19 protein-coding genes are annotated in these 24,936 nt (G+C 65.4%); 12 read left to right on the plus strand and 7 right to left on the minus strand.

Annotated elements, in window-relative coordinates; translation table 11 throughout:
- Positions 1-3,048, plus strand: coding sequence for an ATP-binding protein (locus tag Q0799_RS05785; protein WP_298395589.1), 3,048 nt, complete (start codon positions 1-3; stop codon positions 3,046-3,048).
- Here the strand turns inward: Q0799_RS05785 and Q0799_RS05790 are convergent.
- Positions 3,040-6,381 (minus strand): PAS domain S-box protein, encoded by a 3,342-nt coding sequence (locus Q0799_RS05790; RefSeq protein ID WP_298395593.1) that lies wholly within the window; start codon positions 6,379-6,381, stop codon positions 3,040-3,042. The two genes, Q0799_RS05785 and Q0799_RS05790, sit on opposite strands and share 9 nt — an antisense overlap.
- Before the next feature lie 176 nt (positions 6,382-6,557).
- Here Q0799_RS05790 and Q0799_RS05795 point away from each other — a divergent pair, with 176 nt between their 5' ends.
- Both Q0799_RS05795 and Q0799_RS05800 read left to right on the plus strand, forming a co-directional pair.
- Entirely contained in the window at positions 6,558-7,043 is a 486-nt protein-coding gene (locus tag Q0799_RS05795) for a hypothetical protein (RefSeq protein WP_298395596.1), read from the plus strand.
- 2 nt (positions 7,044-7,045) lie between these two features.
- Entirely contained in the window at positions 7,046-7,276 is a 231-nt protein-coding gene (locus tag Q0799_RS05800) for a VF530 family protein (protein ID WP_298395599.1), read from the plus strand.
- Here Q0799_RS05800 and Q0799_RS05805 read toward each other — a convergent pair.
- Entirely contained in the window at positions 7,273-8,439 is a 1,167-nt protein-coding gene (locus tag Q0799_RS05805) for an MFS transporter (protein ID WP_298395602.1), read from the minus strand. The two genes, Q0799_RS05800 and Q0799_RS05805, sit on opposite strands and share 4 nt — an antisense overlap.
- 138 nt (positions 8,440-8,577) lie before the next feature.
- On the opposite strand from Q0799_RS05805, the gene trmA reads away from it, so the two are divergent.
- Positions 8,578-9,666, plus strand: a complete 1,089-nt coding sequence (gene trmA, locus Q0799_RS05810) for a tRNA (uridine(54)-C5)-methyltransferase TrmA (protein ID WP_298395604.1) — start codon at positions 8,578-8,580, stop codon at positions 9,664-9,666.
- Here the strand turns inward: trmA and trkA are convergent.
- From trkA to Q0799_RS05830, 4 genes are read right to left on the minus strand one after another with little or no spacing between them, the layout of a single operon-like run.
- Positions 9,663-11,045: a Trk system potassium transporter TrkA gene (trkA, locus tag Q0799_RS05815; protein WP_298395606.1), complete on the minus strand. Its 1,383-nt coding sequence runs from the start codon at positions 11,043-11,045 to the stop codon at positions 9,663-9,665. The genes trmA and trkA overlap by 4 nt on opposite strands.
- Before the next feature lie 13 nt (positions 11,046-11,058).
- Positions 11,059-12,513, minus strand: a complete 1,455-nt coding sequence (locus Q0799_RS05820) for a potassium transporter TrkG (protein ID WP_298395609.1) — start codon at positions 12,511-12,513, stop codon at positions 11,059-11,061.
- A complete protein-coding gene (locus Q0799_RS05825; protein WP_298395612.1) occupies positions 12,510-13,208 on the minus strand; it encodes a response regulator in 699 nt (232 codons plus the stop codon). The genes Q0799_RS05820 and Q0799_RS05825 overlap by 4 nt, the downstream gene beginning before the upstream one ends.
- Positions 13,205-14,695 (minus strand): DUF4118 domain-containing protein, encoded by a 1,491-nt coding sequence (locus Q0799_RS05830; protein ID WP_298395613.1) that lies wholly within the window; start codon positions 14,693-14,695, stop codon positions 13,205-13,207. Before Q0799_RS05830 ends, Q0799_RS05825 begins: the two co-directional genes overlap by 4 nt.
- A 170-nt stretch (positions 14,696-14,865) precedes the next feature.
- Here Q0799_RS05830 and Q0799_RS05835 point away from each other — a divergent pair, with 170 nt between their 5' ends.
- The 3 genes from Q0799_RS05835 to Q0799_RS05845 are packed head-to-tail and all read left to right on the plus strand — an operon-like array spanning position 14,866 to position 17,993.
- Entirely contained in the window at positions 14,866-16,512 is a 1,647-nt protein-coding gene (locus Q0799_RS05835) for a cation:proton antiporter family protein (protein WP_298395616.1), read from the plus strand.
- Positions 16,512-17,387 (plus strand): universal stress protein, encoded by an 876-nt coding sequence (locus Q0799_RS05840; RefSeq protein ID WP_298395619.1) that lies wholly within the window; start codon positions 16,512-16,514, stop codon positions 17,385-17,387. Before Q0799_RS05835 ends, Q0799_RS05840 begins: the two co-directional genes overlap by 1 nt.
- A gap of 9 nt (positions 17,388-17,396) precedes the next feature.
- Positions 17,397-17,993 carry a DUF502 domain-containing protein gene (locus tag Q0799_RS05845; RefSeq protein ID WP_298395622.1) on the plus strand — a complete coding sequence of 199 codons (597 nt, stop codon included), beginning with the start codon at positions 17,397-17,399 and terminating at the stop codon, positions 17,991-17,993.
- A 1-nt stretch (position 17,994) separates the two neighbouring features.
- Here Q0799_RS05845 and Q0799_RS05850 read toward each other — a convergent pair whose 3' ends face one another.
- Complete coding sequence (locus Q0799_RS05850) at positions 17,995-19,740, minus strand: potassium/proton antiporter (RefSeq protein WP_298395624.1); 1,746 nt, start codon at positions 19,738-19,740, stop codon at positions 17,995-17,997.
- A 159-nt stretch (positions 19,741-19,899) separates the two neighbouring features.
- On the opposite strand from Q0799_RS05850, the gene cysD reads away from it, so the two are divergent.
- The 5 genes from cysD (at position 19,900) to Q0799_RS05875 (ending at position 24,929) form a co-directional block, all read left to right on the plus strand.
- Positions 19,900-20,829, plus strand: a complete 930-nt coding sequence (gene cysD, locus Q0799_RS05855; RefSeq protein ID WP_298395627.1) for a sulfate adenylyltransferase subunit CysD — start codon at positions 19,900-19,902, stop codon at positions 20,827-20,829.
- A 78-nt stretch (positions 20,830-20,907) separates the two neighbouring features.
- Positions 20,908-22,230 carry a sulfate adenylyltransferase subunit CysN gene (gene cysN / locus Q0799_RS05860; protein ID WP_298395677.1) on the plus strand — a complete coding sequence of 441 codons (1,323 nt, stop codon included), beginning with the start codon at positions 20,908-20,910 and terminating at the stop codon, positions 22,228-22,230.
- A gap of 144 nt (positions 22,231-22,374) precedes the next feature.
- Positions 22,375-23,175, plus strand: a complete 801-nt coding sequence (locus Q0799_RS05865) for a response regulator (RefSeq protein WP_298395630.1) — start codon at positions 22,375-22,377, stop codon at positions 23,173-23,175.
- A gap of 24 nt (positions 23,176-23,199) precedes the next feature.
- Entirely contained in the window at positions 23,200-24,063 is an 864-nt protein-coding gene (locus Q0799_RS05870; RefSeq protein ID WP_298395634.1) for an HDOD domain-containing protein, read from the plus strand.
- 74 nt (positions 24,064-24,137) lie between these two features.
- Positions 24,138-24,929 carry an ABC transporter substrate-binding protein gene (locus Q0799_RS05875; RefSeq protein WP_298395636.1) on the plus strand — a complete coding sequence of 264 codons (792 nt, stop codon included), beginning with the start codon at positions 24,138-24,140 and terminating at the stop codon, positions 24,927-24,929.
- Positions 24,930-24,936: the final 7 nt, after the last annotated feature.

Genomic DNA, 24,936 nt, shown 5'->3' on the forward strand with positions numbered 1-24,936 from the left:
ATGGCCGAATCCGCGCTCGGCACCGCATCCCGTCTCCATCGCCGCTGGGCACTGGCGGCCTTCCTGGTGCTGCCGGTCATCGGCACCTGGCTGCTCCACAGCGGCCAGCAGCAGAAGCAGGCACTGCACGAGGAACAGCACACCGAAGCGCTGGCGACGACCTACCGCGCCAGCCTGCAGACCTACGACAAGGCCACCAGCATCCTCTTCTCCGAGCGCATCAAGCAGCCGGAAATCCTCAGGCTCATGGATGCCGCCTCGGGCACCAACGGCGACGCCCAGATTCCCTACCGCGCCCAGCTTTTCCGCCTGCTCTCGCCGACCTACCGCAATCTCACCCAGCTCGGCATCCGTCAGCTGCATTTCCAGACCACCGACGGCACCAGCTTCCTGCGCTTCCATGAGCCGCACAAATACGGCGACAACCTGCTCAACATCCGACCGTCGATCCGGCAGGTGCTGGAAACCGGAAAACCCGTCCAGGGGTTCGAAGCCGGGCGGGTCAAATCCGGCTTCCGCTTCGTCCATCCGCTGCTCGACGGCGACCGTCTGCTCGGCAGCGTCGAAACCAGCATCAGTTTCCTGGCCATCCGCGACGCCATGCGCCAGCTCCAGCCGACCCACGAGTTCCATTTCGTGCTGGCCAAGTCGCAGACCCTGCCCATCCTGTTCGAATCGGAACGCTGGCTCTACGGGGAATCGCTCATTCACCCGGATTTCCTGATCGAGGATCCGCAGGTCACGCTGCCCGACAGCCCACCGCCGCCCTCGGCCGAAGTGGCGGCAATCAACCAGTTGCTGGCTGCCAGCGACAAGGTACGCCAGGGCATGAGTGAATTCCGGGCCTTCTCGCTGACCGTCGCACTCGACGGCAAGCCCTGGATCGTCAGCCTGCTGCCGATCCGCAACGTTTCCGACGTGACCAGCGCCTACATCCTCTCCTACACGCCGGCAACGTTCATCCAGGTGCTGCGCACCGAATTCTGGACCCAGTTCGGCCTGATGATGCTGACCCTGGGCGCCCTCCTGCTCTTGCTGATCCGCCTGCTCAAATCCCGCGAGCGCCTGCTTCGGGAACAACGCAACCTGGTCGCCATCACCGAGACCATGGGCGACGGGCTCTACGTGCTCGACGAAAACGGCAGGGTGGTCCTGGTCAATGCCGCGGCACTGGAACTGCTCGGCTTCACCCGCGAAGCCCTGGTCGGCAAGATCGGGCACTACCTGTTCCATCGCCACGGCATCGACGGCTGCGGGCCCTTGTCGACCTGCCCGATCTACCAGACCGTCCGCGGCGGCAAGCATTTCTTCGGCGAAGAGCGATTCTCCCGGGCCGACGGCAGCAGCGTCCTGGTCGAGGTCAGCAGCACGCCGCTTTACGACGGCCCGCGGATCGTCGGTTCGGTCACCGCCTTCCGCGACATCACCCAGCGCAAGGAAGACGAGCAGCGCCTGCGCCAGGCCATGCGCAGCGCCGAAGCCGCCAACGAGGCGAAGAGCCTGTTCGTGGCCAACATGAGCCACGAAATCCGCACGCCGATGAACGGCATCCTCGGTCTCACCGCCCTGACCCTGGATACCGAACTCGACGCCACCCAGCGCCAGTACCTCGAACTGGTAAGGCAATCGGCCGAGTCGCTGATGCTGATCCTCAACGACGTACTCGACTTTTCCAAGATGGAAGCCGGGCGCATGACTCTGGAATCGACGCCGTTCAGCCTGCGTGAGCTGTCGCTGGGCACGGCCCGCGTGCTGGCGGCACGGGCCGCCGAAAAGGGGCTGGAAATCCTGATCGAGATCGAACCGGAAATTCCCGACCTGCTGATCGGCGACCCCGGGCGGCTGCGCCAGGTGCTGCTCAACCTGATCGGCAACGCCATCAAGTTCACCGAAGCCGGCGAAGTCTCGCTGCGCATCTGCCGGGCGGCCGGCGGCAGCGACGACAGCTGTCACCTGCGCCTGGCCGTCATCGATACCGGTATCGGCATCCCCCTCGACAAGCAGGCCGAGATTTTCGAAGCCTTCGGCCAGGCCGACGCCACGGTCACCCGCCGCTTCGGCGGCACCGGCCTGGGGCTGACGATCAGCCGCGAGATCGTCCACCTGATGGGCGGCGAACTCGCGGTCGACAGCGAACCGGGCAAGGGCAGCAACTTCCATTTCGAACTGCAATTGCCGGTTTCCCCGGAGGCAATCAACCTGCCCGCCGGCGCCCCGTCGGCCGCCGACGGCCTGTGGCTGCTGGCGATCCGTAACGCCCGGTTGCGCAAATTGCTGGCCGCCGGCCTGCGCCGCCTCGGACGCCAGGTGCAACTCTGCGCCAGCAGCAGCGAACTGCGTCAGCAACTGCTGCAACTGCACGAACAGCCGGAAGAGAAACGCTTCGACGTCCTCGTTGCCGAGCAGGAGTGGCTGCCCGCAAGTTTTGCCGAAATGCCGCTCTATCGGGGCGGTTTGCGCCCCGGCGCGGTAGTCATCGCGCTGACGCCGATGAATGTGGTGTCGCAGGCCGGCGCCCGCAGTTTCGCCTCGCGCGAGTTGCCCAAACCCCTGTTGCCGGAAGAGCTGCTCGCCGCCGAACTGGAGGTCCGCGAAATCGCCCGCCGGCCGGACCGGCGGCGCGCCGCCGACAACCCGCCCGAAGCGGCCGAAGCCACGGCGCCTGCCCCGCTGCACATCCTGCTGGTCGAGGACAATCCGATCAACCAGCGGCTGGCCTGCGCCCTGCTCGGCAAGCTGGGGCATCGGGTCCGTGTCGCCAACCACGGCCAGGAAGCCCTCGACATGCTGGCTGCGCACACCGTCGATCTGGTGCTGATGGACGTGCAGATGCCGGTCATGGACGGACTCGAAGCCACCCGCCAATGGCGCGCCCGGGAAGCGGCCGACGGCCGCACGCCGCTACCGATCATCGCGATGACGGCCAATGCCATGGCCGGCGACCGCGATGCCTGCCTGAACGCGGGCATGAACGGCTACGTCTCGAAGCCGATCGACATCCGTGCCTTGCAGGCGGAGATCGAACGGCTCTGCGCCCGCTCAGTCTGAAGGCAGTCCGGCAATCCCGGCGCAGATCCGGAGCAGCGCCTGATCCAGGCGATCGATGTCGTCGGCCATGGCGGCCGCCGTCTCGCCCTGGCGCAGCCTGTCGTTGACCCGTGCCGCGAGTTGATGCGTTTCGGTCAGGCTCAGCGTGCCCGCCGCCCCCTTGAGCGCATGGACGACGTGTTCGGCTGCGCCGGGATCGCCTGCCGCCAGCGCCGAACGCAATTGCTCGACATCCTGCCGGTGACTTTCGGCGAACAGCCGCAACAACTGGATGGCCTTGCCGGCCTTGCCGCGCATCATCTGCAGCAGCGCCTCGGCGTCCACACCGGACAGGGCTCGCAGGCTGCCCTCCGCGTCAGCTACCGGCGCCAGTGCCGGCACCGGGTTCGCCACGGATAACGCGGCCGTGGCCGGCAACCAGCGCAGCAGGGCGGCGTAGAGCGAATCCGGATCGACCGGTTTGGCGACGAAATCGTTCATTCCGGCGGCCAGACAGGCAGCGCGGTCCTCGGCAAAGACGTTGGCCGTCATCGCCAGGATGGGCAGCGACGCCTTGCCGGGCAGCGCGCGGATGCGACGCGTCGCCTGCAGCCCGTCCATGACCGGCATCTGCACGTCCATCAGCACCAGGTCGACCGCTTCCTTCATCACCAGATCGACCCCCTGGGCACCGTTTTCCGCCAGGCGCACGACCAGGCCGAGATCGCACAGCAGGGTCCGCGCCACTTCCTGATTGACCGGGTTGTCCTCGCACAGCAGGATGCGCGCGCCGCCGCAGTCGCGTGCCAGCACGGCCTCGATCGATTCGCCGGGCAGGGCCGGCAGATGGACCGCCGCCCCCTGGCTGGCTTGGCCAAGCAGCGCCGAGAACCAGAAACGGCTGCCGACGCCCGGCGTGCTCTCGCAACCGGCGGTGCCGCCCATCAACTCCGCCAGCTCGCGGGTGATCACCAGCCCCAGCCCGCTGCCACCGTGCAAGCGGGTCATCGAATTGTCGGCCTGCTCGAAGGGGTTGAACAGGCGCTCCAGCACTTCTGCGGAAATGCCGATCCCCGAGTCGCATACCTCGAAGTGCAGCTTCAATTGTCCGTCCAGCGTTTCGAGCACGCGCCCGCGCAGGGTCACCCCACCCTGCTCGGTGAATTTGATGGCATTGCTCAGGTAGTTGAGCAGCGCCTGCGCCAGCCGGGTCGGATCGCCATGCACCCATTCCGGCATCTGCGCCGCGTCCAGATGCAGGGCCAGCCCCTTCTCCATGGCGCGTTCGCGCACCAGGCCCAGGGTCCGCTCCAGCAGTTCGGGCAGGTTGAAGTCGGTCTGCGCCAGTTCGAGCTTGCCGGCTTCGATGCGCGACAGGTCGAGAATGTCGTTGAGCACGGCCAGCAGGTGATCGGCCGAAGCCTTGATGGTTTCCAGATACCCCTTCTGCTCGGCATCGCCGGCCTGCTTGAGCAGGCGATGGGTGAGGCCGACGATGGCATTCATCGGGGTCCGGATTTCGTGACTCATGTTGGCCAGGAAGGCCGATTTCGCCCGGTTGGCGACTTCGGCGGCAGCCATCGCGCATTCGAGTTCGGCGGTCCGCTGGCTGACCAGTTCTTCCAGGTGATGCCGGTGCCGGTCGAGTTCCTCGCCGATGCGCTTGCGCTCGGTGATGTCCTGCTTGACCGCCAGATAATTGGTCACCCGACCGTCCGGCTCGCGGATCGGCGAAATCACCGCAAATTCGTAGAAAATCTCGCCCTGGCGGTTGCGATTGGTCAGTTGCCCCTGCCAGCTTTCGCCGCGCAGCAGGGTCTGCCACATCGACTCGTAGTGGCTGGGCGGCGTCAGGCCGCTTTTCAGCAGGCGCGGGTTGCTGCCCAGCAGTTCCTCGGCGGAATAACCGCTGACCTCGATGAACGCCTGGTTGACGTATTCGATGCGCGCCTCGAGATCGGTGATCAGCACCGCCACCGGACTCTGCTCGACAGCCTGCGACAGCTTGCGCAACTGGGCCTGGGCCCGGTGTTGTTCCTCCAGCATGGCCAGCATGGCCAGCATCGCCGCTTCGCGCCGGGCGCTCTCGATGGCAATCGCCGCCAGCCGCTTGGCCACATCGAGATAGGCGCGTACCAGCCTCGGCACGACCGGGTTGGCGGTCGGCCAGTAGATGGCAAAGGTCCCGAGGACCGCCCCCTCCGGCGAAATGATCGGCGACGACCAGCAGGCCACCAGCCCATGCACCAGGGCAGTGGATTTGTAATTCGCCCACAAGGGATCGGTAGCGATGTCGGCGACGAACACCTCTTCGCCGCGATACGCGGCCGTCCCGCAGGAGCCGACCGCCGGCCCGACCCGCGCGCCGTCGATGGCCTTCAGGTAAGCCTCGGGCAGGCTGGGACCGGCGCCGCTGCGCAGTCGCTTGCCGTCATCGTTGAGCAGCATGACCGAACAGCGTATCTGCGGATCGAGCGCTTCCACCGCCAGGCAGATCTGCGTCAGCACCTCGTTCTGGGGCTCGCCGATGGAAATGCGGTGCAGGATGTCATTGCCGAACTCGAGCAATTGCCGCTGCTCGCGCTGCTCGGTGACGTCGATGAAATTGACCAGATAGTCCTCGCCCAGCGGCATGCCGGAGACCTCGACGATACGGACCTGGCCGTTGCGGCAATTGACCCGACAGGTCATCGGCGGAATGGCCGACTGCGTGCTCATCGCTTCCGTCACACTGAGTTCCCAACGGGTACCGGTCGATTCGCGGTAAACCGGATCGGGAAACGCCAGTTCCGCCCAGGCCCAGACGTTGGGCACATCGGCCAGGGTATAGCCGAAGCACTCGGTAAACTGGCGATTGATGAAACGGACCTCGCGCGCGGCGTTGATGTGCGCCATCGGCAGGGGAACGTTTTCAAGCAGACGGCGGAAGCGCGCTTCGCTGTGCTGCAATTCGACTTCGTGGCGCTTCTGGGTATTGATGTCGATCGCGATCCCGGCCGAGATCAGGGGTGCACCGTTGTCATCGCGTTCGATCACCTTGCCGCGCGAACTGAACCAGCGCATTTCCCCACGGCCATCGAGAATCCGGAACTCGACCTCGAACTGTCCTGCAGGATTGTTCAATTGGACCAGCAGCGCGTCGCGCAGGATGTGCCGGTCAGCTTCATGGAGACGCAGCAGCAAGGTCTCCAAGGCTTCGGAAGCCTGCGCCTGACCATAGTGAAGAACACTGATCAGACCTGGGCTGCGAATCACCACGCCCTGCCGGTGATCGAATTCCCACAGGCCAACGCCGGTCGCCTCGAGCACCAGGTCGATCTGTCCGGCCAGAGAACTGCGCCTGGCTTCCATCATCGCGCAGCGCCGTGCACGCGGACGAGGCCGGCGATCCCGCCGGATTGCAATGAATGATTTGCCACCATGGCCCAGCCCCTCCCGCCGATCCGTTGAACAGCAATGATTCTAGCGCGGATATCGCGCAGGGCTTACACTGCCCGACCCGCCAGAATGGCGCAACACTCAGGTCACCCATGCAGCCGATCCACGACGTCGACGTCCTCCTCCTCCTCGCCACCGCCATGGCCGCCAAGCGACGCCCCGCAGAAATGCAGGAAATCATGGCCGCCATCGACCTGATCCAGCGCAATATCCCGTCGGAAGAAAAACTCGGCGACGCCTTCGTCCGTCTTGGCGAGGCCGGCCTGCTGGTCGCCGACGGCGAGCGCGTCGGCCTGACGCCGGTCGCCGAAGGCCTGATCCGCATCCTGCCGCGCAAGGGCGAATACGACCAGCGCCTGTTCGAACTGCGCGGCCTGCTCGGCGCCCACCAGCCCAAGGAAGCCAGCCCGGCCATCGTCATCGAAGCGGCAACGCTGCGCGCCGCCATGCAGGCCCACCGCGGCTCGGCCGCCGGCGCCGGCAAGAACCTGCTGATGCCCAAACCGAAACCGGAAGCGCCGCAGGGCCGACCCGGCCAGCGCCAGCGCAAGCCGCTGCCGAAAGCCCGCAAGCACTGACCATGACGCAAGCGCAGCCGAACAACCCGCTGCACGGCGTCACGCTGGCGACCATCGTCGAACAACTGGTCGAGCACTACGGCTGGGAAGAGCTCGGCCGGCAAATCGACATCCGCTGCTTCAACGTCGATCCGAGCATCGCCTCCAGCCTGAAATTCCTGCGCCGCACGCCGTGGGCGCGCGAGCGTGTCGAATCGCTGTACGTTTACATGCTGCGTCGTCGCGGCGACTAGGCGGCAGGACGCCGCCACAGCGGCCACAGGCCGAGCAGGCCAAGCAGCGGCCCCGGCAGCAGCATCCAGGCGACCAGGCCGCCCCAGTCGCCGACCCAGCGGGTACCGATCTGGATCGACACCATGGTCACGGCAAAGCCGACCGCATTCTGAAAAGCCAGCGCGCTGCCGACGATCTCGGGCGGACAGGCGCGCGCCGACAGCGCCGAGAAATGCGGCGAGTCGGCAACCACGCTGAACCCCCAGAGCAGCAGCAGCGCCAGCGTCAGCCAGGCCGGCCAGCCGGCGCTCAACGGAAACAGCAGGCAGCACAGGGCCGACCCGGCCAGCGCCCAGGCCGCGACCCGCGCGCTGCCGATGCGCCGGCTCCAGTAGCCGCCGAGCACGCAGCCGAGCGAGCCGATGCCGACGACGACGAACGACCAGCCGGCCAGTGCCGCGCTGCCCACCGGCGCCAGGCCGCTGCCGGCGAGCAATACCGGCACCAGCGTCCAGAACGCGTACAACTCCCACTGATGGCCGAAATAACCGAGCGCCGAGGCCCGGAACGCCGGGATCGAAAAGGCATGCAGCACCCGCCCCAGGCGTAGCGGCGGCGCGCCATGCCGGCGCTGCAGGTGCGGCCCGTCGCCCAGGCGCAGGATCATCGCGGCGGCGATCACCGCCAGCAGCGACGAACACAGCATCGTCAGCTGCCAGGACAGGCTGCCGCCGAGAAAGCGGATGCCGTGCGGCAGTGCCGTACCCAGCGTCAGCATGCCGACCAGCCAGGCCAGCGCCGCCCCGGCGCGTTCCGGCACCCAGGTCACGACCAGCTTCATGCCCAGCGGATAGACCCCGGCCAGACAGAGCCCGACCAGGAAACGCAGCGGCACAGCCGTCTGCAGATCGCTCGCCCCCAGCGCGAACGCCGCATTGGCCGCGGCGCCGAGCAGCGCGCAAATGCCGAAGATCCGGCTGGCGGGAAAACGGTCGGCCAGACCGCTCAGCGCGAACGCCAGGGTGCCGACGATGAAGCCCAGCTGCACGGCATTGGTCAGCGTACCGATGTCGGCGGCACCGATACCCCAGGCAAGCACCAGCGCATCGGCCGCACTGTTGGCGGAGAACCACAGCGAAGTGCCGAACAACTGGGCGAGAACGATGACGAAGACAGGATTCATGGCAGACCGGGCGTTTTTTTTGCGCAAGCATAGCGGAAGCCGCCGGCAACCGGGCCACGGCGGCCAGCGCTTCTGCATTGTGCCGGCACGCGGTATAGTCCGCCCCTTCCCGATTCTGCCAGCCCCCCTGCCCGCACCATGCCCCTGCCCGTCCTCGACCCCGCCCTTTACGCCGCGCAGCTCGCGGCCAAGACTGCCCGCTTCAAGGACGATTTCGCCGCCTTCGACCTGCCCGAGCCGGCGGTGTTCGAGTCGGCGCCGCTGCACTACCGGCTGCGTGCCGAATTTCGCGTCTGGCAGCACGGCGAGGCCTGGGATTACGCCATGTTCGATCCGGAGAACCCGCGCCAGCCGGTGCTGATGCAGGATTTCCCGGCCACCGACAACGCCATCTGCTCGCTCATGCCACGCTTGCGCAGCGCGATCCTGGAACAGGAAACGCTGCGTCGCCGGTTGTACAGCATCGAATTTCTCGCCACGCTGAGCGGCGACATGCTGGTCACGCTGATTTACCACCGGCCGCTCGACGCCGACTGGGAAAGCTCCGCCCGGGAACTGGCCGGCGCCCTGAAGATCGCCATCATCGGTCGCAGCAAGGGGCAGAAGCTGGTGCTGGAACGCGACTGGGTCGACGAATGCCTGACCGTCGACGGCCGGCAACTGCACGTGCGGCAATTCGAGGGCAGCTTCAGCCAGCCCAACGGCAGCGTCAACCAGAAGATGCTGAGCTGGGCGCGCAGCCAGGCGGCGCCCCTCGGCGGCGACCTGCTCGAACTCTATTGCGGCAACGGCAATTTCACCATCGCGCTGGCCCCGCTGTTCGGCAAGGTGCTGGCCACCGAGGTCAGCAAGACCTCGGTCAAGGCCGCGCTGCACAACCTCGAGGTCAACGCCGTCGGCAACACCGCCATCGTGCGCATGGCCAGCGAGGAAATCAGCGCCGCCCTGAGCGGGCGCGAAACCTTCCAGCGCATGCAGGATATCGACCTCGCCAGTTACGAGTTCTCGACCATTTTCCTCGACCCGCCGCGCAGCGGGCTCGATCCGGCAACGCTGGAACTCGCTGCCGGCTTCGCCAACATCCTCTACATCTCGTGCAATCCGCAGACGCTGCGCGACAACGTCGCCGCGCTGCAGACGACCCACCGCATCGCCGCATCGGCGGTGTTCGACCAGTTTCCCTACACCCACCACCTCGAGTGCGGGGTGCTGCTGCAGCGCCGCTAGCGCAGCGAGAACAGCGAACGCACCGGCTGGAACAGCTTCTCGACGGCGGCGATGTGCCGCTTGCGCGTGCAAAAGACGATGACGTGGTCGCCCGATTCGATCAGCGTGTCGTGATGCGGGATGATCACCTGCCCCGAGCGCACCACGGCGGCAATGCTGGCACCGCGCAAGGGCGGCAATTCCTCGATCCGCCGGCCGACCACCTGTGAGCTGCGACGATCGCCGCGGACCACCAGCTCCAGCGCCTCGGCCGCGCCCCGGCGCAAGCTGTGCACCCGCGCCACGTCGGCCTGGCGGACATGCGTCAGCAGGCTGCCGATGGAAACCTGGGCCGGTGACAGGCCGATGTCGATCGGCCCACCCTGGACCATGTCGGCATAAGCTTCCCGGTTGATCAGCGCGAGCACCCGGCGACACCCCAGCCGCTTGGCCAGCGAGGCTGCCATGATGTTGTTCTCGTCGTCGTTGGTCAGCGCCAGAAACATGTCCGTCTCGCCGATGTCTTCGGCGATCAGCAGATTCTCGTCGGTCGCCTCGCCGTTGATCACCTGCGCGCGGTCGAGCCAGCCGGCAACCAGCGAGGCACGCGCTGCCCGGTGTTCGATGACCTTGACCTCGCACTGCCCCTCCAGACGACGGGCAACGCGAGCACCGACATTGCCGGCACCGGCAATCATCAGCTTGCGCGCCGGCTTCTGCATCCGGCGCAATTCCTTGAGGACGGTACGGATGTGCTCGCTGGCGGCGAGCAGGAAGACCTCGTCGCCGGCCTGGACCAGCGTATCGCCATTGGCGTCGATGGCCCGGGTGTCGCGGAAGATGGCGGCAATACGGGCATCGACGCCGGCCGGCAAGTGATCGCGCATGGCCCGGATCGGCTTGCCGACGAGCAGACCGCCCTCGTAGGCCCGCACGCCGACCATGATCACCCGCCCCTCGGCGAACTCGACCACCTGCAGCGCTTCCGGATATTCGACCAGCTTGGCGATGTAATCGCTGATTTCCTGCTCGGGACAGAGCGCGAAATCGACGGCGAAATTTTCCGGCGACAACAGGGCCGGATCGAGGAAATCGGCCGAACGCAGCCGGGCAATCCGCGTCGGCACGGCAAAACGGCTGTGCGCCAGCTTGCAGGCGACCAGGTTCGACTGGTCCGACTGGGTCACTGCCACCAGCAGATCGGCCGATTCGATGCCGGCCTCGCGCAGCACCGAGGGGAAGGCGGCATTGCCGGTCACCGTGCGCACGTCGAGACGGTCGGCCAGTTGCGCCAGCGGCACCGCGTCGAGATCGACCAGCGTGATGTCGTTGGCTTCCGAAACCAGGGCTTCGGCCAGACTGGCGCCGACCTGCCCGGCACCCAGGATCAGGATGTTCATCGTTGTTTCTCCGTCAGCGCCGCCAGAAGGCCGGGGTCAGCACCACCAGCAGCGTGAATATTTCGAGCCGCCCGAGCAGCATCGCGAAAATGCAGACCCAGGTCTGGAAATCGTCGAGCACGGCGAAGGTCGTCGACGGCCCGACCTCGCCCAGTCCCGGGCCGGTGTTGTTGACCGAGGCGACGATGGCGGTAAACGCCGTCATCACGTCCAGCCCGGTGAATAGCAGCAACAGGGTCAGCGACACCAGACTGACCATGTACATGAAACCGAAAGCCAGGACCGCGAACAGGATGCCTGACGGCGCCACCTGCCCGCCGATGCGCACGCTGTGAATCGCCCGCGGGTGCACGGCGCGCAGGATTTCGCGGTAAACCTGCTTGTAGAGCAGCAAGGCCCGCGCCATCTTGATGCCGCCGCCGGTCGACCCGGCGCTGGTGGCGAAACTGCACAGGAAGAGCATCCACAGCGGCGCAAACAACGGCCATTGCGCATAATCGACGCTGGCGTAGCCGGTGGTGGTGGCAATCGAGACCACGTTGAAGGCCGAATGGCGCAAGGCTTCGCCCATCGCCGGATAGATGTCGTTCGCGCGCAGGAAGACGGCGATGCCGACCACCGACACCACGCAGACGACGAGGAACCAGCGGGCTTCCGGATCGTGCAGGTAAGGACGCAGTGATCCCCGGCTGACTGCCAGGAACAGGGTGCCGAAATTCATGCCGGCGATCAGCATGAAGACGATGGCGACCGCCTCGATGGCCGGCGAATCGAAATAGCCGTAGCTGGCATCATGGGTGGAAAAACCGCCCAGCCCCATGGTCGAGAACGCATGGCAGACGGCATCGAACCAGCTCATGCCGGCCCAGCGGTAGCCCACGATGCACAACAGCGTCACGCCGACATAGACGATCCACAGTCCCTTGGCCGTACTGGCGATGCGCGGCGTCAGCTTGGCATCCTTCATCGGGCCCGGCGTCTCGGCCTTGAACATCTGCCGGCCGCCGATGCCGAGCAGCGGCAGGATGGCGATCGCCAACACGATCAGGCCCATGCCCCCGACCCAGACCAGCTCGTGCCGCCACAGGTTGATCGACATCGGCAGGTTGTCGAGACCGGTGAGCACCGTCGCCCCGGTCGTGGTCAGGCCGGACATGGCCTCGAAATAGGCATCGGTGTGACTGATCCCGAGTTGCAGCATGAACGGCAAGGCCGCGAACGCCGGCAGCACGGTCCACACCAGCACGACCATCAGGAAACCGTCGCGCACATTCATTTCGCGACGCGCATCGCGATAGCGATACCACAGGTAGAAACCGCACAGCAGCGTCAGCGCGAACACCTCGTCGTAGACCGCCTGCGCCCCGTCGTCGACGACATACGAGAGGATCAGCGGCGCCAGCAGGGTCAGTGCGAAGAGCATGGTGATCATGCCCAGCGCCCTCAGGACGGGAGCAAAACGCGTCATGGGCCAGGCTGGAAGCGGTAACCGATGCCGGTCTCGGTCAGGAAATGCCGCGGCTGCGCCGGGTCGTCCTCGAGCTTCTGGCGCAGGTGACCGACATAGACGCGCAGGTAGTGGCTGCTCTCGACGTAGGACGGCCCCCAGATCTCGGCCAGCAGCTTGCGCTGCGTCAACACCTGCCCGGGATGAGCGATCATCATCGTCAGCAGGCGGAATTCGATCGGTGTCAGGTGAACTTCCGCCCCACCACGGGTCACCAGGCGCCGGGCCAGATCGACCCTGATCTCGCCAAAGCAGAACACCGGCGAAGCTTCGCCGGCGTTGCGCTGACGACGGCGCAACAGGGCCCGGACCCGGGCACGCAACTCGCCGACGCCGAAGGGCTTGGTCAGGTAATCGTCGGCGCCGGCATCGAGGGCATCGATCTTCTGTCTTTCCTCGACGCGGGCCGAGAGGATCAGGACAGCGCCCTCGGACCAGCCGCGATAACTGCGGATGAACTCGATCCCGTCGCCGTCGGGCAGGCCCAGATCGAGCACGACCAGATCGACCGGGCCTTCGCCGGCGCGACGCAGGCCATCGGCCAGGCGCCCTGCCTCGATCACCGCACAGCCCTCGGCTTCCAGCGCCAGACGCACGAACTGGCGAATATTCACTTCGTCCTCGACGACCAGGACCTGCGGTCTTTCCTCGCTCATGCGACCTCCGGCTCGATCAGCGGCGGCTCGCCGCGGGGCAGGCTGACCTGGACGCCGGCGCCGCCATCGGGACGGTTGGCGACCCGCAGGCGACCGCCGTGGGCATCGACAATCGCCCGGCAGATGGCCAGGCCCAGCCCGGCGCCCGGCGTCGTCGATTCACCGTTGCCGCGCACGAACATGTCGAACAGGTCGCCACTCAGCGGTTCGGGAAAACCCGGCCCCTGGTCGCTGACCGAGAGTTCGACGAAATCGCCGGCGACCTGCGCCGAAACACGGATTTCACCGTCGGCCGGCGAGTATTTGGCGGCATTTTCCAGCAGATTGCACAGCACCCGCTCGATCAGCACCGCGTCGAAACGCAGCAAGGGCAGATCGCGCGGCAATTCGACGCGCAAGCGATGGCGCCCGAGCGCATCGCCGACCAGCTTGAGACTGCTGCCGACGACTTCCTCCAGCGACTGCCATTCCTGGCGCAGGGTCACCGAACCGGCGTTCAGGCGGGCCATTTCCAGCAGGTTGCCGACCAGGCCGGCCAGCCGCCGGGTCTGCTCGCGCAACTCGTCGAGCTTTTCCTGGGCGATTGCCGGAAGTTCCGGGGCGGCCAGGGAAATCGAATCGGCCAGCCCGATCAGGACCGTCAGCGGCGTGCGCAGGTCGTGCGACAGGGCCGACAGGATGGAACTGCGCAAACGCTCGGTCGCCATGTCGACCTCGCTGCGCTGCGCCACCTCGACGTAATGCAAGCGTTCGACGGCAATCGCCACCAGCGACGCCAGGGCTTCGACAAAGGCCAGATCGGCTTCAGGCAAACGGTCGGGCGTCTGCACGAGCAAGACCCCGCGTACCCGCATCGGCGCCTTCAACGGCAGATAGAGGGCATGCCTGGCAGCGTGGTCGACACGGCGCAGGCCCGAGGCCATGACCTGGCCGGCGAGGACCGGCGAAAATCCCTCGACCGCACCGGCGCCGGAATGATTGCGTTCGGCCAGCCACAGTGCGCACCGGCCCGAGAGTTCGGCGGTCACGAAGGGGGCGACAATCTCCCTGACCTGCGCTTCGTTGAGTGCCCCGGCCAGCTTGCTGGCGATTTCGTACAGGGCGTGCGTCCGCCGCTCCCGCCGCTCGGCTTCCGCCGCCTGCTCCTTCAGCGTGGCCGTCAGGTGCCCGGTGATCAGCGCGGTGGCCAGCATGACGGCGAAGGTGATCAGGTACTGCAGGTTGCTGACCGCCAGCGAGAAATGCGGCGGCACGAAAAACACATCGAACAGCAGCACGCCGAGCACCGACGCCAGGATGGCCGGATTGCGGCCCAGGCTGACGGCGACGACCAGTACCGTGAGCAGGAACAGCATGACCATGTTGGCCAGGTCGAGCACCTCGCGCAGCGGCGCGGCGACGATGGCCACCAGCACGCAGGCGAGCGCGCTCAGGACCATTTTCTGGCCGGGGGAAAGGCGCTCGACAGTTGATTTGACGCGGGGCATCCGGATACCTCGGCATGCTGCATGGGGAAGACGGTGCGCGCATTCTGGCAAGTTGCGCGTAAAAATGTCGTAAAAAATCGCCGGCAAGCTTTCTCTGGTAAGCTCGCACCCATGCCTTGCACGCTTCTGCCTTGTGCCAGCTTGGTTCCGGCGCCTTCCAGGAAAACGACATGAGTGCCTTCAGCGAATTTTCACTGCTCCTGATCATCTCGGCGATTGCCGGGGCTATCTCGGTGCGTCTGCGCCAGCCGGTGATCATCGCCTACATTGTCGTCGGCATCATCGCCAGCCCGGCGGTCTTCGGCCTGGTCGCCGCGCATGAGCAGATCGACCTGCTCGCCCACGTCGGCATCACCGTGCTGCTTTTCCTGGTCGGCCTCAAGCTCGACCTGCACCACGTCCGCCATATCGGCCCGGTTGCCCTGGCCACCGGCCTCGGCCAGCTGGCGTTCACCATCGTCGGCGGTTTCGCCCTCATCCTGCTGCTCGGCAAGGGCGTCATGGAGGCGCTCTACGTTGCCATCGCGCTGACCTTCTCGAGCACCATCATCATCGTCAAGCTGCTCTCGGACAAGCGCGAACTCGATTCGCTGCATGGCCGCATCGCCGTCGGTTTCCTGATCGTCCAGGATCTCGCCGTGGTCCTGGCGATGATGGCGATGAGCGCCCTGCGCGGCAGCGACGAGGCCGGTCTGGTCGAGGTCATCGTCTCGCTGTCCTGGCGCATCCTGCTCGCCGGCGCCGCACTGTATGTCCTGATGCGCTGGATCCTGCCCTCTCTGGTCAAGGCCATGGCGCATTCGCAGGAACTGCTGCTGATCTTCGCCATCGCCTGGGGCACCGGGCTCGCCGCGCTCGGCGAATGGGCCGGTTTCTCCAAGGAAGCCGGCGCCTTCCTGGCCGGCTTCTCACTTGCCTCAACCGCTTACCGCGACGCCATCAACGCCCGCCTGTCGGGCATCCGCGACTTCCTGCTGCTGTTCTTCTTCATCGACCTCGGCTCGAAGCTCGATTTCTCGACGCTCGGCGGCGAACTGATGCCGGCAATCGTGCTCTCGCTGTTCGTGCTCATCGGCAACCCGCTGATCGTCATGGCGATCATGGGTTTCATGGGCTACCGCAAGCGCACCGGCTTCCTCGCCGGCCTGACCGTCGCCCAGATCAGCGAATTTTCCATCGTCTTCGTCGCCATGGGCATCTCGCTCGGCCACGTCGGCGTCGATGCGCTCGGCCTGACCACCCTGGTCGGCCTGGTGACCATCGCCATGTCCACCTACATGATCCTGTACTCGCACCAGCTCTACCAGAAACTCGCGCCTTTCCTCGGCTGGTTCGAACGCAAGAATCCCTTCCGCGAGCAGGCGGTGGAGACCGACGCCCACGCTGACGACAAGCCGGAGATCATCGTCTTCGGCCTCGGCCGCTACGGCGGACGTCTGGCGCGGCTGCTGCACGAGGAGGAAATCCGGGTGCTGGGGATCGACTTCGACCCGGAACGCGTCGCCGAAATGCGGGCCAGCGGCATCCCGGTGCATTACGGCGACGGCCAGGAGTCCGGCTTCCTCGAGGAACTGCCGCTGGAAAGCGCCAAGTGGATCGTCAGCACGCTGCCCGATGTCGATTCCAACGTCGCCTTCCTGAACGCCCTGAAGGAACGCCGCTTCCGCGGCGAAGTCGCCTTCGTCGCCCGTGACGACGAACACGGCATGCGCATGAAGCAGGCCGGCGCGCCGACCGTTCTCTACCCGATGCGCGACGCGGTCGATTACACCGTCGAACACTTCGCCGCACTGATCCGCCCAGGAGAAAATCGCTGATGAATCCAAGCATCCTTGCCGCCACCGATCTTTCCGAGCACGCCGGTGCCGCTGTCGCCCGCGCCGGTGCGCTGGCCGCTGCCCACGGCTGGCCGCTGCACCTGGCCCATGTCATCCATCCCGGCCTGCTGGAGAGCCTGCAGGCACTGCTCGGCCGGGCACCGCAGGAACTGGACGAGCAACACGAAGCCACGGTCCGCCAGCAATTGGCGGAATTGCTGGCGATCGCCAGCCCGGGCACCGACCCGGCTAGCCACTGCGCCGTCCTGCACGGCAAGCCGGTCGACGCACTGGCCGGGAATGCGCGCGAACTGGCGGCCAGACTGCTGGTCGTCGGCGCCCATGGCCAGGGTTTCTTCAATGCGCTGCGCCTGGGCAGCACCGCCGCCCGTCTGATCCGCCGCAGCCCCTGCCCGGTATTGGTCGTCAAGCAGGCAGTATCCGGCAATTACCGCCGCGTCCTGGTCGCCACCGATTTCTTCCCGCCCGCTCTGGCGGCGCTGCGCCTGACCCGCGAATTGTTGCCGGACGCCGGAATCGTGCTGCTGCACGCGGTTGAAACGCCGTTCGAGGGCAAAATGGAACACGCCAGCATTGCCAGCGAATTGATCGATCGCTACCGCAAGGATGCAGAACGCGAAGGCTTGACCAAACTTCACGAACTGGTCGCCCGCGAAAGCCTGCCCGCCGACACCGTGCAACTGACACGGCACGGCGATATCGCCCGCCTGATCATCGATGAAGCCGAAGCCCAGGACTGCGACCTGATCGTCGTCGGCAAGCACGGCCTCGGCCCGATCGAGGATTTCCTGCTCGGCAGCACCACCCTCAATGTACTGCGCGAGTCGAACCGCGACGTGCTGGTCAGCCTCTAAGCCACCACAATGAAGCTACTCTCCCAGTATTTCATCCGCGGCCTGCTCGCAGCCCTGCCGCTGGGCGTCACCATCTACCTGCTCTACCTGTTCCTGACCGGCACTGAAGAGTTCGCCATGTGGTGGCTGCGCCCCCTGCTCGGCGATTTCTACCTGCCCGGCCTGGGCCTGGTGATCGGTATCGGCATCATCGTCCTGCTCGGCTTCCTGATTTCGCAGCCGCGGGTGCGCCGTCTGCTGTCCTTCGTCGAACTGCCCTTCACCAACCTGCCGGTGGTCAAGAGCATCTACTCATCGCTGAAGAATTTTGCCGACTACTTCACGCCCAACAGCGCCCAGGTCGCGCAACAGGTCGTCATCCTGCGCATGCCCGGACAGGAACTGGAAATCGTCGGCCTGGTCACGCGCCAGAACCTGTCGACCCTGCCGCACGGATTCATGCCGGGAGACCGCGTCGCCGTCTATCTGCCGATGGGTTACATGATCGGCGGCTATACGGTATTCGTACCGCGCGCCTGGGTCACCCCCATCAACATGAGCGTCGAGGAAGTGATGCGCTCGTCGCTGTTCGCCTGGATGGCCAGGAACGAACCGCCCCAGTCCTGACTCAGGCGGCATCCCCGGATAGCAGCGGACACTTCAGGCCGATGCTGGCGATCTTGCCGGCCGGCCCCATCTCGCGGACGATGAGGACGAAATTGCCGACTTGGACGCGATCGCCGACGACCGCCGGGTGGCCGAGGCGTGCAATGAACACATCGTCGAGGCGACGCGGGTTTTCTTCTTCGTCAAAAGCGAAACCGTAGGCCAGCGCCAGGTCGCCGGCCGTGCAATCCGGCGCCACGGCAAACTCGCCGAAGTAACGCGTATTGCGCCCGATGTCCTGCATCGCCACGCCGAAGATGCGCGCCAGCCGCTCGGCCAGCGCTTCCGGCGCGATGAACCAGGCCGAATCGCCAGGCCGCAGGCGGAAATCGCCCTTGATGTCGAGCAACCGTCCCTTGCGCACGACCGCGATGCAGCGCACCTCGTCGTGGATGAATTCAGCCGCCAGTTCATCCGGGTGCCGCCCCTCGGCGGCCGAACCGAGGCTGGCGCGGAATTCGAACATCGGCAGGGCCGCCTCCTCGCCCAGCCAGACCTCGACCCGGTCGCGCGGCTCGTCGGCCGGCGGCAGTTCGACCTTGAGCAGCCGCGCCGCTGCCGGAATGGTCGCTCCCTGGACCAGCAGGGACAACAGGACAACCGAGAAAGCCACGTCGAACAGCAACTGCGAATCCGGCACGCCCATCACTACCGGCATGATCGCCAGCACGACCGGCACCGCCCCGCGCAGGCCGACCCAGCTGACAAAGGCGATTTCGTTGCGCGTGTAACGGAAAGGATAGAGCCCGATGGCCACTGCCAGCGGACGGGCGACGAACATCAGGAACAGCGCCAGCAACAGCGCATGCCAGGTATATTCAGCCAGATGGGTTGGCGTCACCAGCAGCCCCAGGACCACGAACATGCCGGCCTGGGCCAGCCAGGCGAGGCCGTCCATGACCCGCAGCACATGCTCCGTGGCATGGCTTTTCCGGTTGCCAACGATGACCCCGGCCACATACACCGCCAGCAGGCCGCTGCCGTCAAGCAGATTGGCGGCGCCGACGATCAGCAGACCGCCGGACAGGATGAGTAGCGCATAAAGGCCTTCGGCTAGGTTCAGGCGGCGCAGCAGCAAGGCCATCACCTTGCCGCCGACGACACCGAACAACAAGCCGATCCCGGCCTGCTTGAGCAGCATCCAGGCAAAACTGGACACCCCGGAACGCTCCGGGTGCAACAGCACCTCGATCATCACCACGACCAGCAGGATGGCCATCGGGTCGTTCGAACCCGATTCGATTTCCAGCGTGCTCTTGACCCGCTCGTTGAGCCGCACACCGCTGTTGCGCAACAGCGCGAACACCGCCGCCGCGTCGGTCGAGCCGACGATGGCCGCGAGCAGCAGACCCAGCCGCCAATCGACATCGAGCAGCCAGGTGGCAAAAAGGCCGAGCAGCCCGACTGTCCCGACCACCCCCCAGGTGGCCAGCACCGCCGCCGGCTTCAGGGCGACGCGGAAACTGCCGGAATCGGTGCGCAGGCCACCGTCGAGCAGGATCACCGCCAGCGCCAGCTGGGCAATCAGGTTGGCGGTCTTGAAATCGTCAAAGACGATGCCGCCAATGCCATCCTCCCCGGCCAACATGCCGACACCGAGAAAAAGCAGCAGCAGCGGCAGGCCGAGACGCGCGGAAATGGTGCTGGCCAGCACGCTGATGAACAGCAACAGGCCGGCCAGCAGGAACAGTGTGCTGATCGTTGTCATAGCCCGAATCTATCACAACGGGATGAGCGATTTTGTCGCAATTTCTTTACCGGATATTTATTCAAAAAACGAATAACAAGATGCACTCATGTTCTTAATTGAATATTAAGCCCTTGCTACAATCCGCTCCATTCAACAATCCCTGCGGATTACCCAGCAATGACCCAACGCAAGACACTCTCCCACCTCGACTGGCTCGAAGCCGAAGCCATCCACATCATGCGCGAAGTGGCCGGCCAGTGCGCCAACCCGGTGCTGCTCTTCTCCGGCGGCAAGGACTCGATCTGCATGCTGCGCATCGCTGAGAAAGCCTTCCGCCCGGGCAAGTTCCCCTTCCCGCTGATGCACATCGATACCGGCCACAACTACAAGGAAGTGGTCGAGTTCCGCGACAAGCGCGCCGCCGAACTGGGCGAGCGGCTTATCGTCCGTTCCGTCGAGGATTCGATGAAGCGCGGCACGGTCGTCCTCAAGCACGAAGGCGAATCGCGCAACAAGCACCAGTCGGTGACGCTGCTCGAAGCCATCGAGGAATTCGGCTTCGACGCCTGCATCGGCGGCGCCCGCCGCGACGAGGAAAAGGCCCGCGCCAAGGAACGCATCATGAGCTTCCGCGACGAGTTCGGCCAATGGGACCCGAAGAACCAGCGCCCGGAACTGTGGAACCTCTACAACGCCCGCAGCCACAAGGGCGAGAACATCCGCGCCTTCCCGATCTCGAACTGGACGGAAATGGATGTCTGGCAATACATCGAGCGCGAAAAGCTCGAACTGCCGTCGATCTACTTCGCCCACACCCGCCCGGTGGTCATCCGCCAGGGCGCCATCGTGCCGGTCAATGTGCCGCTGGTTTCCGGCGAGCTGACCAACCTGCCGAAGGCCGGTGAGGAAATCGTTGAGAAGCTGGTGCGTTTCCGCACTGTCGGTGACATTTCCTGCACGGCACCGGTCGAATCGGATGCCGACACGGTTGAAAAGATCGTCGTCGAAACCGCCACCACCACCATCACCGAGCGCGGCGCCACGCGTCTGGACGACCAGACCAGCGAAGCCTCCATGGAACAACGCAAGAAGGAAGGCTACTTCTGATGCCCCCGGAGACCGGGCGAAATATTTCCTCCGCTGGCTGCGGAACTCGCTCGCTACGCTCACTCAGACAGTCCTCGCCTGCTACGTAAACATTTCGCCCGGTCTGCAACCGCTTTAGGAACACCATCCATGACAATCCACACCATCGAAGACCACGGCCTCCTCCGCTTCCTCACCTGCGGCAGCGTCGACGACGGCAAGAGCACCCTGATCGGGCGCCTGCTGTTCGACACCAAGACCATCCTCGCCGATACCCTGAACGCCATCGAGAAGACCTCGCAGAAGCGCGGCCTCGGCGCGGTCGACCTGTCGCTGCTCACCGACGGCCTGCAGGCCGAGCGCGAACAAGGCATCACCATCGACGTCGCCTACCGCTATTTCAGCACCGGCACGCGCAAGTACATCATCGCCGACGCGCCGGGCCACGAGCAGTACACCCGCAACATGGTCACCGCCGCGTCCACCGCCAACCTGGCCATCATCCTGATCGACGCGCGCAAGGGCGTGCTGACCCAGACCCGCCGCCATTCCAAGCTGGCTGCGCTGGTCGGCATCCCGCACCTGGTCGTCGCCATCAACAAGATGGACCTGGTCGACTATTCGCAGGAAACCTACGAGAAGATCAAGGCCGATTATCTGGAATTCGCCGCCAAGGTCGGCATCGAAGACATCCGCTTCATCCCGTTGTCGGCGCTCAACGGCGACATGATCGTCGACCGCGGCGACAACCTCGACTGGTACGACGGTCCGACCCTGATGGAAATCCTCGAAGCCGCGCCGGCCGCGCATACCGAGCACGCCGAACCCTTCCGTTTCCCGGTCCAGTACGTCTGCCGCCCGCAGGATTCGGCCAACCCCGAACTGCACGACTACCGCGGTTTCATGGGCCGCGTCGAATCCGGCTCGATCAAGGTCGGCGACCAGGTCACAGTGCTGCCCAACGGCCTCGAATCGACGGTCAAGGCGGTACAGATCGGCGGCGTCGACATCGGCGAAGCCTTCACCGAGCAATCGGTGACGATCCTGCTCGCCGACGAAATCGACTGCTCGCGCGGCGACATGATCGTCAAGTCCGCCGAAGCCCCGGCCGCCGTCAAGGAAATCCGCGCCACCGTCTGCTGGCTGGCCGAAGCCCCGCTCGACCGCGCCCGCACCTACCTGATCCGCCACACGACGCGCGATTCCAAGGCCAAGCTGACCGCCATCGACCACCGCCTCGACGTCAACACGCTGGACAAGGTCGCGGCCGACAAGCTGGCGATGAACGACATCGCCGAAGTCACCTTCAAGCTGGCGCAACCGCTGTTCGTCGATCCGTACGCGGAAAATCGCGGCACCGGGGCGTTCATCGTCATCGATGAGAGCAACAACAACACGGTCGGCGCCGGCATGATCCTCTGACCGATCCGCTCCCCACCCCATGCACAATGCCCCGTCACCGGGGCATTGTGCATTCTGCCCGCCCATTCCGTCGATTTCGCGGTTAACATAGGTAGGCGCGGCCTTTCCGCGACATTGTGACAACCGAAAACAGCACCGGAAAAAATGAGAGTCCTGATCGTCGAAGACAATGCCTCGATGCGTACCCTGCTCGCCACCCTGCTCGGCAGCCAGGGCTACACCATCGCCGGACAACTGGAAAACGGCAATACGCTGCTGGATGAGATCCGCCGCCTGAAACCGACCATCGTCTGCCTGGATTACCAGTTGCCCGGGCGCGACGGGCTGGAACTGCTCAAGGACGTCAACAGCACTTTCCCCGAGATCGACGTCGTTTTCATGACCGGGTCGGAAGACGCCGACATCGATAAACGGGCGGCGGACAACGGCGCCTCAGGTTTTCTGCGCAAGCCCTTCGGCCAGAAACAGATTCTCGACGAACTGCGCCAGGTATGCGAAGTGCGCCAGCAGGCCGAACGGGCCGATGTGCCGCCGCCGGCGAACGCCGGGCCGACATCGCCCGGTGCCCGCCGGACGGGCGGGCGGCCGACGGCGGTCATCGTCGATGACAACAGCTCGATCCGCCTGCTGCTCAAGGGCGTCCTCACCGAACTCGGCATGAACATCGTCGCCCAGGCCGGCAACGGCGAGGAAGCCGTTCGTGCCGCCCAGGTACATCAACCGCAGGTCCTGTTCCTCGACGTCAACATGCCGCTGATGTCCGGACTGGATGCGCTGCCGAAAATCCGCGAAGTCAGCCCGGCAACCGCCGTCGTCATGGTCACCGGCGACACTTCGCGCGAACTGGTCCAGCAGGCAGCCGGGCTCGGCGCCCGCGGCTACATCGTCAAGCCCGTGCGGCCGGCTTATGTCGAGAATTTCCTGAAAAAACTGCTCAACCGCTGATCCGGACCGCGAAGGAGCGCCAGCATGACCCTGATGATCGACTTCCCCTTCCCCGGCACCAACGCCTGGGTCGAACATTTCAAGGAAGTTGAATTGCCGATCCTGCGGCTGACGGCCAACCGCCTGGCGGAGCTGCGCGATGCGGCTGAAACCATCAACACGCGCACGCTGGCCAACATCGTCATGCACGACCCGCTGATGACGCTGCGCGTGTTCCGCTACATGAAGGAACACCGGCCGAAGAGCCAGAACGCCGAAATCACCACCATCGAGCGCTCGCTGGTGATGATCGGTACGATGAAATTCTTCGACAGCTGCCAGGAACTGCCGATCATCGAGCATCAGCTCAAGGGGCACCCCAAGGCCATGCTCGGCCTGCTCAAGGTCATCGCCCGCTCCCGCCAGGCCTCGCTGTGGGCCCGCGACTGGGCGCTGCTGCGGCAGAACACCCGTTTCGAGGAAATCGCCCTGGCCGCGTTGCTGCACGATTTTGTCGAAATCCTGATGCACTGCTTTGCCCCGGCACTGGCCATCCGCGCCCGCGAGCGCCTCACCGCCAATCCTGGCTTGCGCACCCGCACCGTCCAGGAAGAGGTTTTCGGCGCGCCGCTGGCCGACATCATGCGCGAGCTGGTCGAACTCTGGGGGCTGCCGGAACTCCTGCTTTCGCTGCTCGATCCCGCCGATGCCGAAACCCTCAACGTGCGCAACGTCAATCTCGCTGTCGACCTGGCGCGCCACACCGCCAACGGCTGGAATGACGCCGCCCTGCCCGACGATTTCCGGGCCGTCGAGGAACTGCTGCACATCGGCCACAGCCACCTGCTCGAGCGGATCGGCGCGCCTGACGAGATGATCCAGGCCGCGCGCCTGGCCGAAACCGGCTAGACCTTGTTGCCAGGAGCATGACGACAGGGCGATATGCGGTTAAACTGATCCGCATAATTTTCCGGATTCGCCACATGCACCGCAGAAGTTGTTTTTCCGCCCTGTTGCTCATCAGTCTGCTGCTGCCGCTCCAGGCCATGGCGCAGGGACGGCTGGAACGCATCGTCGAGCGCGGCACCCTGCGGGTCTGCATCTGGCCGGATTACTACGGCATTTCCTTCCGCAACCCCAAAACCGGTCGCCCGAGCGGCATCGACATCGACAACGCCAACGACCTGGCGCGCCGGCTTGGCGTGCGCACGCAGTTCGTCAACAGTTCCTTCGCCACGCTGATCGACGATCTCGAAAGCGACCGCTGCGACATCGCCATGTTCGCCATCGGCATCACGCCGGCCCGCCAGGAGCGCCTGCGCTTCACCCAGCCCTACCTGCTCAGCGACATTTACGCGATCACCACGCGGAGCAATCCGCGCATCAACGCCTGGGAAGACATCGACCGTCCCGGCATCGTCGTTGCCGTGGCCCGGGGCACGCTGCACGAGGGGGTGATGAAGGAAAAACTGCGCCATGCCGAACTGCGTGTCCTCGAGACCCCGCATGCCCGGGAATACGAAGTCCAGAGCGGCCGCGCCGACGTCTTCATGACCGACTACCCCTACAGCCGGCGGATGCTCGACAACAGCGACTGGGCCAGGCTGGTCGCTCCGCCGGGCAAGTTCCACACCACCCCGTATGCCTGGGCCATGGCCCCCGGAGACGATGCCTTCCACAGCTATGTCGAACGCGAACTGCAAGCCATGAAAATGGATGGCCGGCTGATGACCAACGCAGTTCGCCACCGACTGGAGCCCATCGTCTTTCGCTGACCCGCCG

Origin of the sequence: uncultured Azonexus sp., assembly GCF_937982035.1 — a bacterium.
Taxonomy (GTDB): domain Bacteria; phylum Pseudomonadota; class Gammaproteobacteria; order Burkholderiales; family Rhodocyclaceae; genus Azonexus.

Bases quoted from the DNA above. Each gene is read 5' to 3' on its own strand.
- Q0799_RS05785 (WP_298395589.1), top strand. From the start codon at position 1: ATGGCCGAATCCGCGCTCGGCACCGCATCCCGTCTCCATCGCCGCTGG.
- Q0799_RS05790 (WP_298395593.1), bottom strand. From the start codon at position 6,381: ATGATGGAAGCCAGGCGCAGTTCTCTGGCCGGACAGATCGACCTGGTG.
- Q0799_RS05795 (WP_298395596.1), top strand. From the start codon at position 6,558: ATGCAGCCGATCCACGACGTCGACGTCCTCCTCCTCCTCGCCACCGCC.
- Q0799_RS05800 (WP_298395599.1), top strand. From the start codon at position 7,046: ATGACGCAAGCGCAGCCGAACAACCCGCTGCACGGCGTCACGCTGGCG.
- Q0799_RS05805 (WP_298395602.1), bottom strand. From the start codon at position 8,439: ATGAATCCTGTCTTCGTCATCGTTCTCGCCCAGTTGTTCGGCACTTCG.
- trmA (WP_298395604.1), top strand. From the start codon at position 8,578: ATGCCCCTGCCCGTCCTCGACCCCGCCCTTTACGCCGCGCAGCTCGCG.
- trkA (WP_298395606.1), bottom strand. From the start codon at position 11,045: ATGAACATCCTGATCCTGGGTGCCGGGCAGGTCGGCGCCAGTCTGGCC.
- Q0799_RS05820 (WP_298395609.1), bottom strand. From the start codon at position 12,513: ATGACGCGTTTTGCTCCCGTCCTGAGGGCGCTGGGCATGATCACCATG.
- Q0799_RS05825 (WP_298395612.1), bottom strand. From the start codon at position 13,208: ATGAGCGAGGAAAGACCGCAGGTCCTGGTCGTCGAGGACGAAGTGAAT.
- Q0799_RS05830 (WP_298395613.1), bottom strand. From the start codon at position 14,695: ATGCCCCGCGTCAAATCAACTGTCGAGCGCCTTTCCCCCGGCCAGAAA.
- Q0799_RS05835 (WP_298395616.1), top strand. From the start codon at position 14,866: ATGAGTGCCTTCAGCGAATTTTCACTGCTCCTGATCATCTCGGCGATT.
- Q0799_RS05840 (WP_298395619.1), top strand. From the start codon at position 16,512: ATGAATCCAAGCATCCTTGCCGCCACCGATCTTTCCGAGCACGCCGGT.
- Q0799_RS05845 (WP_298395622.1), top strand. From the start codon at position 17,397: ATGAAGCTACTCTCCCAGTATTTCATCCGCGGCCTGCTCGCAGCCCTG.
- Q0799_RS05850 (WP_298395624.1), bottom strand. From the start codon at position 19,740: ATGACAACGATCAGCACACTGTTCCTGCTGGCCGGCCTGTTGCTGTTC.
- cysD (WP_298395627.1), top strand. From the start codon at position 19,900: ATGACCCAACGCAAGACACTCTCCCACCTCGACTGGCTCGAAGCCGAA.
- Q0799_RS05865 (WP_298395630.1), top strand. From the start codon at position 22,375: ATGAGAGTCCTGATCGTCGAAGACAATGCCTCGATGCGTACCCTGCTC.
- Q0799_RS05870 (WP_298395634.1), top strand. From the start codon at position 23,200: ATGACCCTGATGATCGACTTCCCCTTCCCCGGCACCAACGCCTGGGTC.
- Q0799_RS05875 (WP_298395636.1), top strand. From the start codon at position 24,138: ATGCACCGCAGAAGTTGTTTTTCCGCCCTGTTGCTCATCAGTCTGCTG.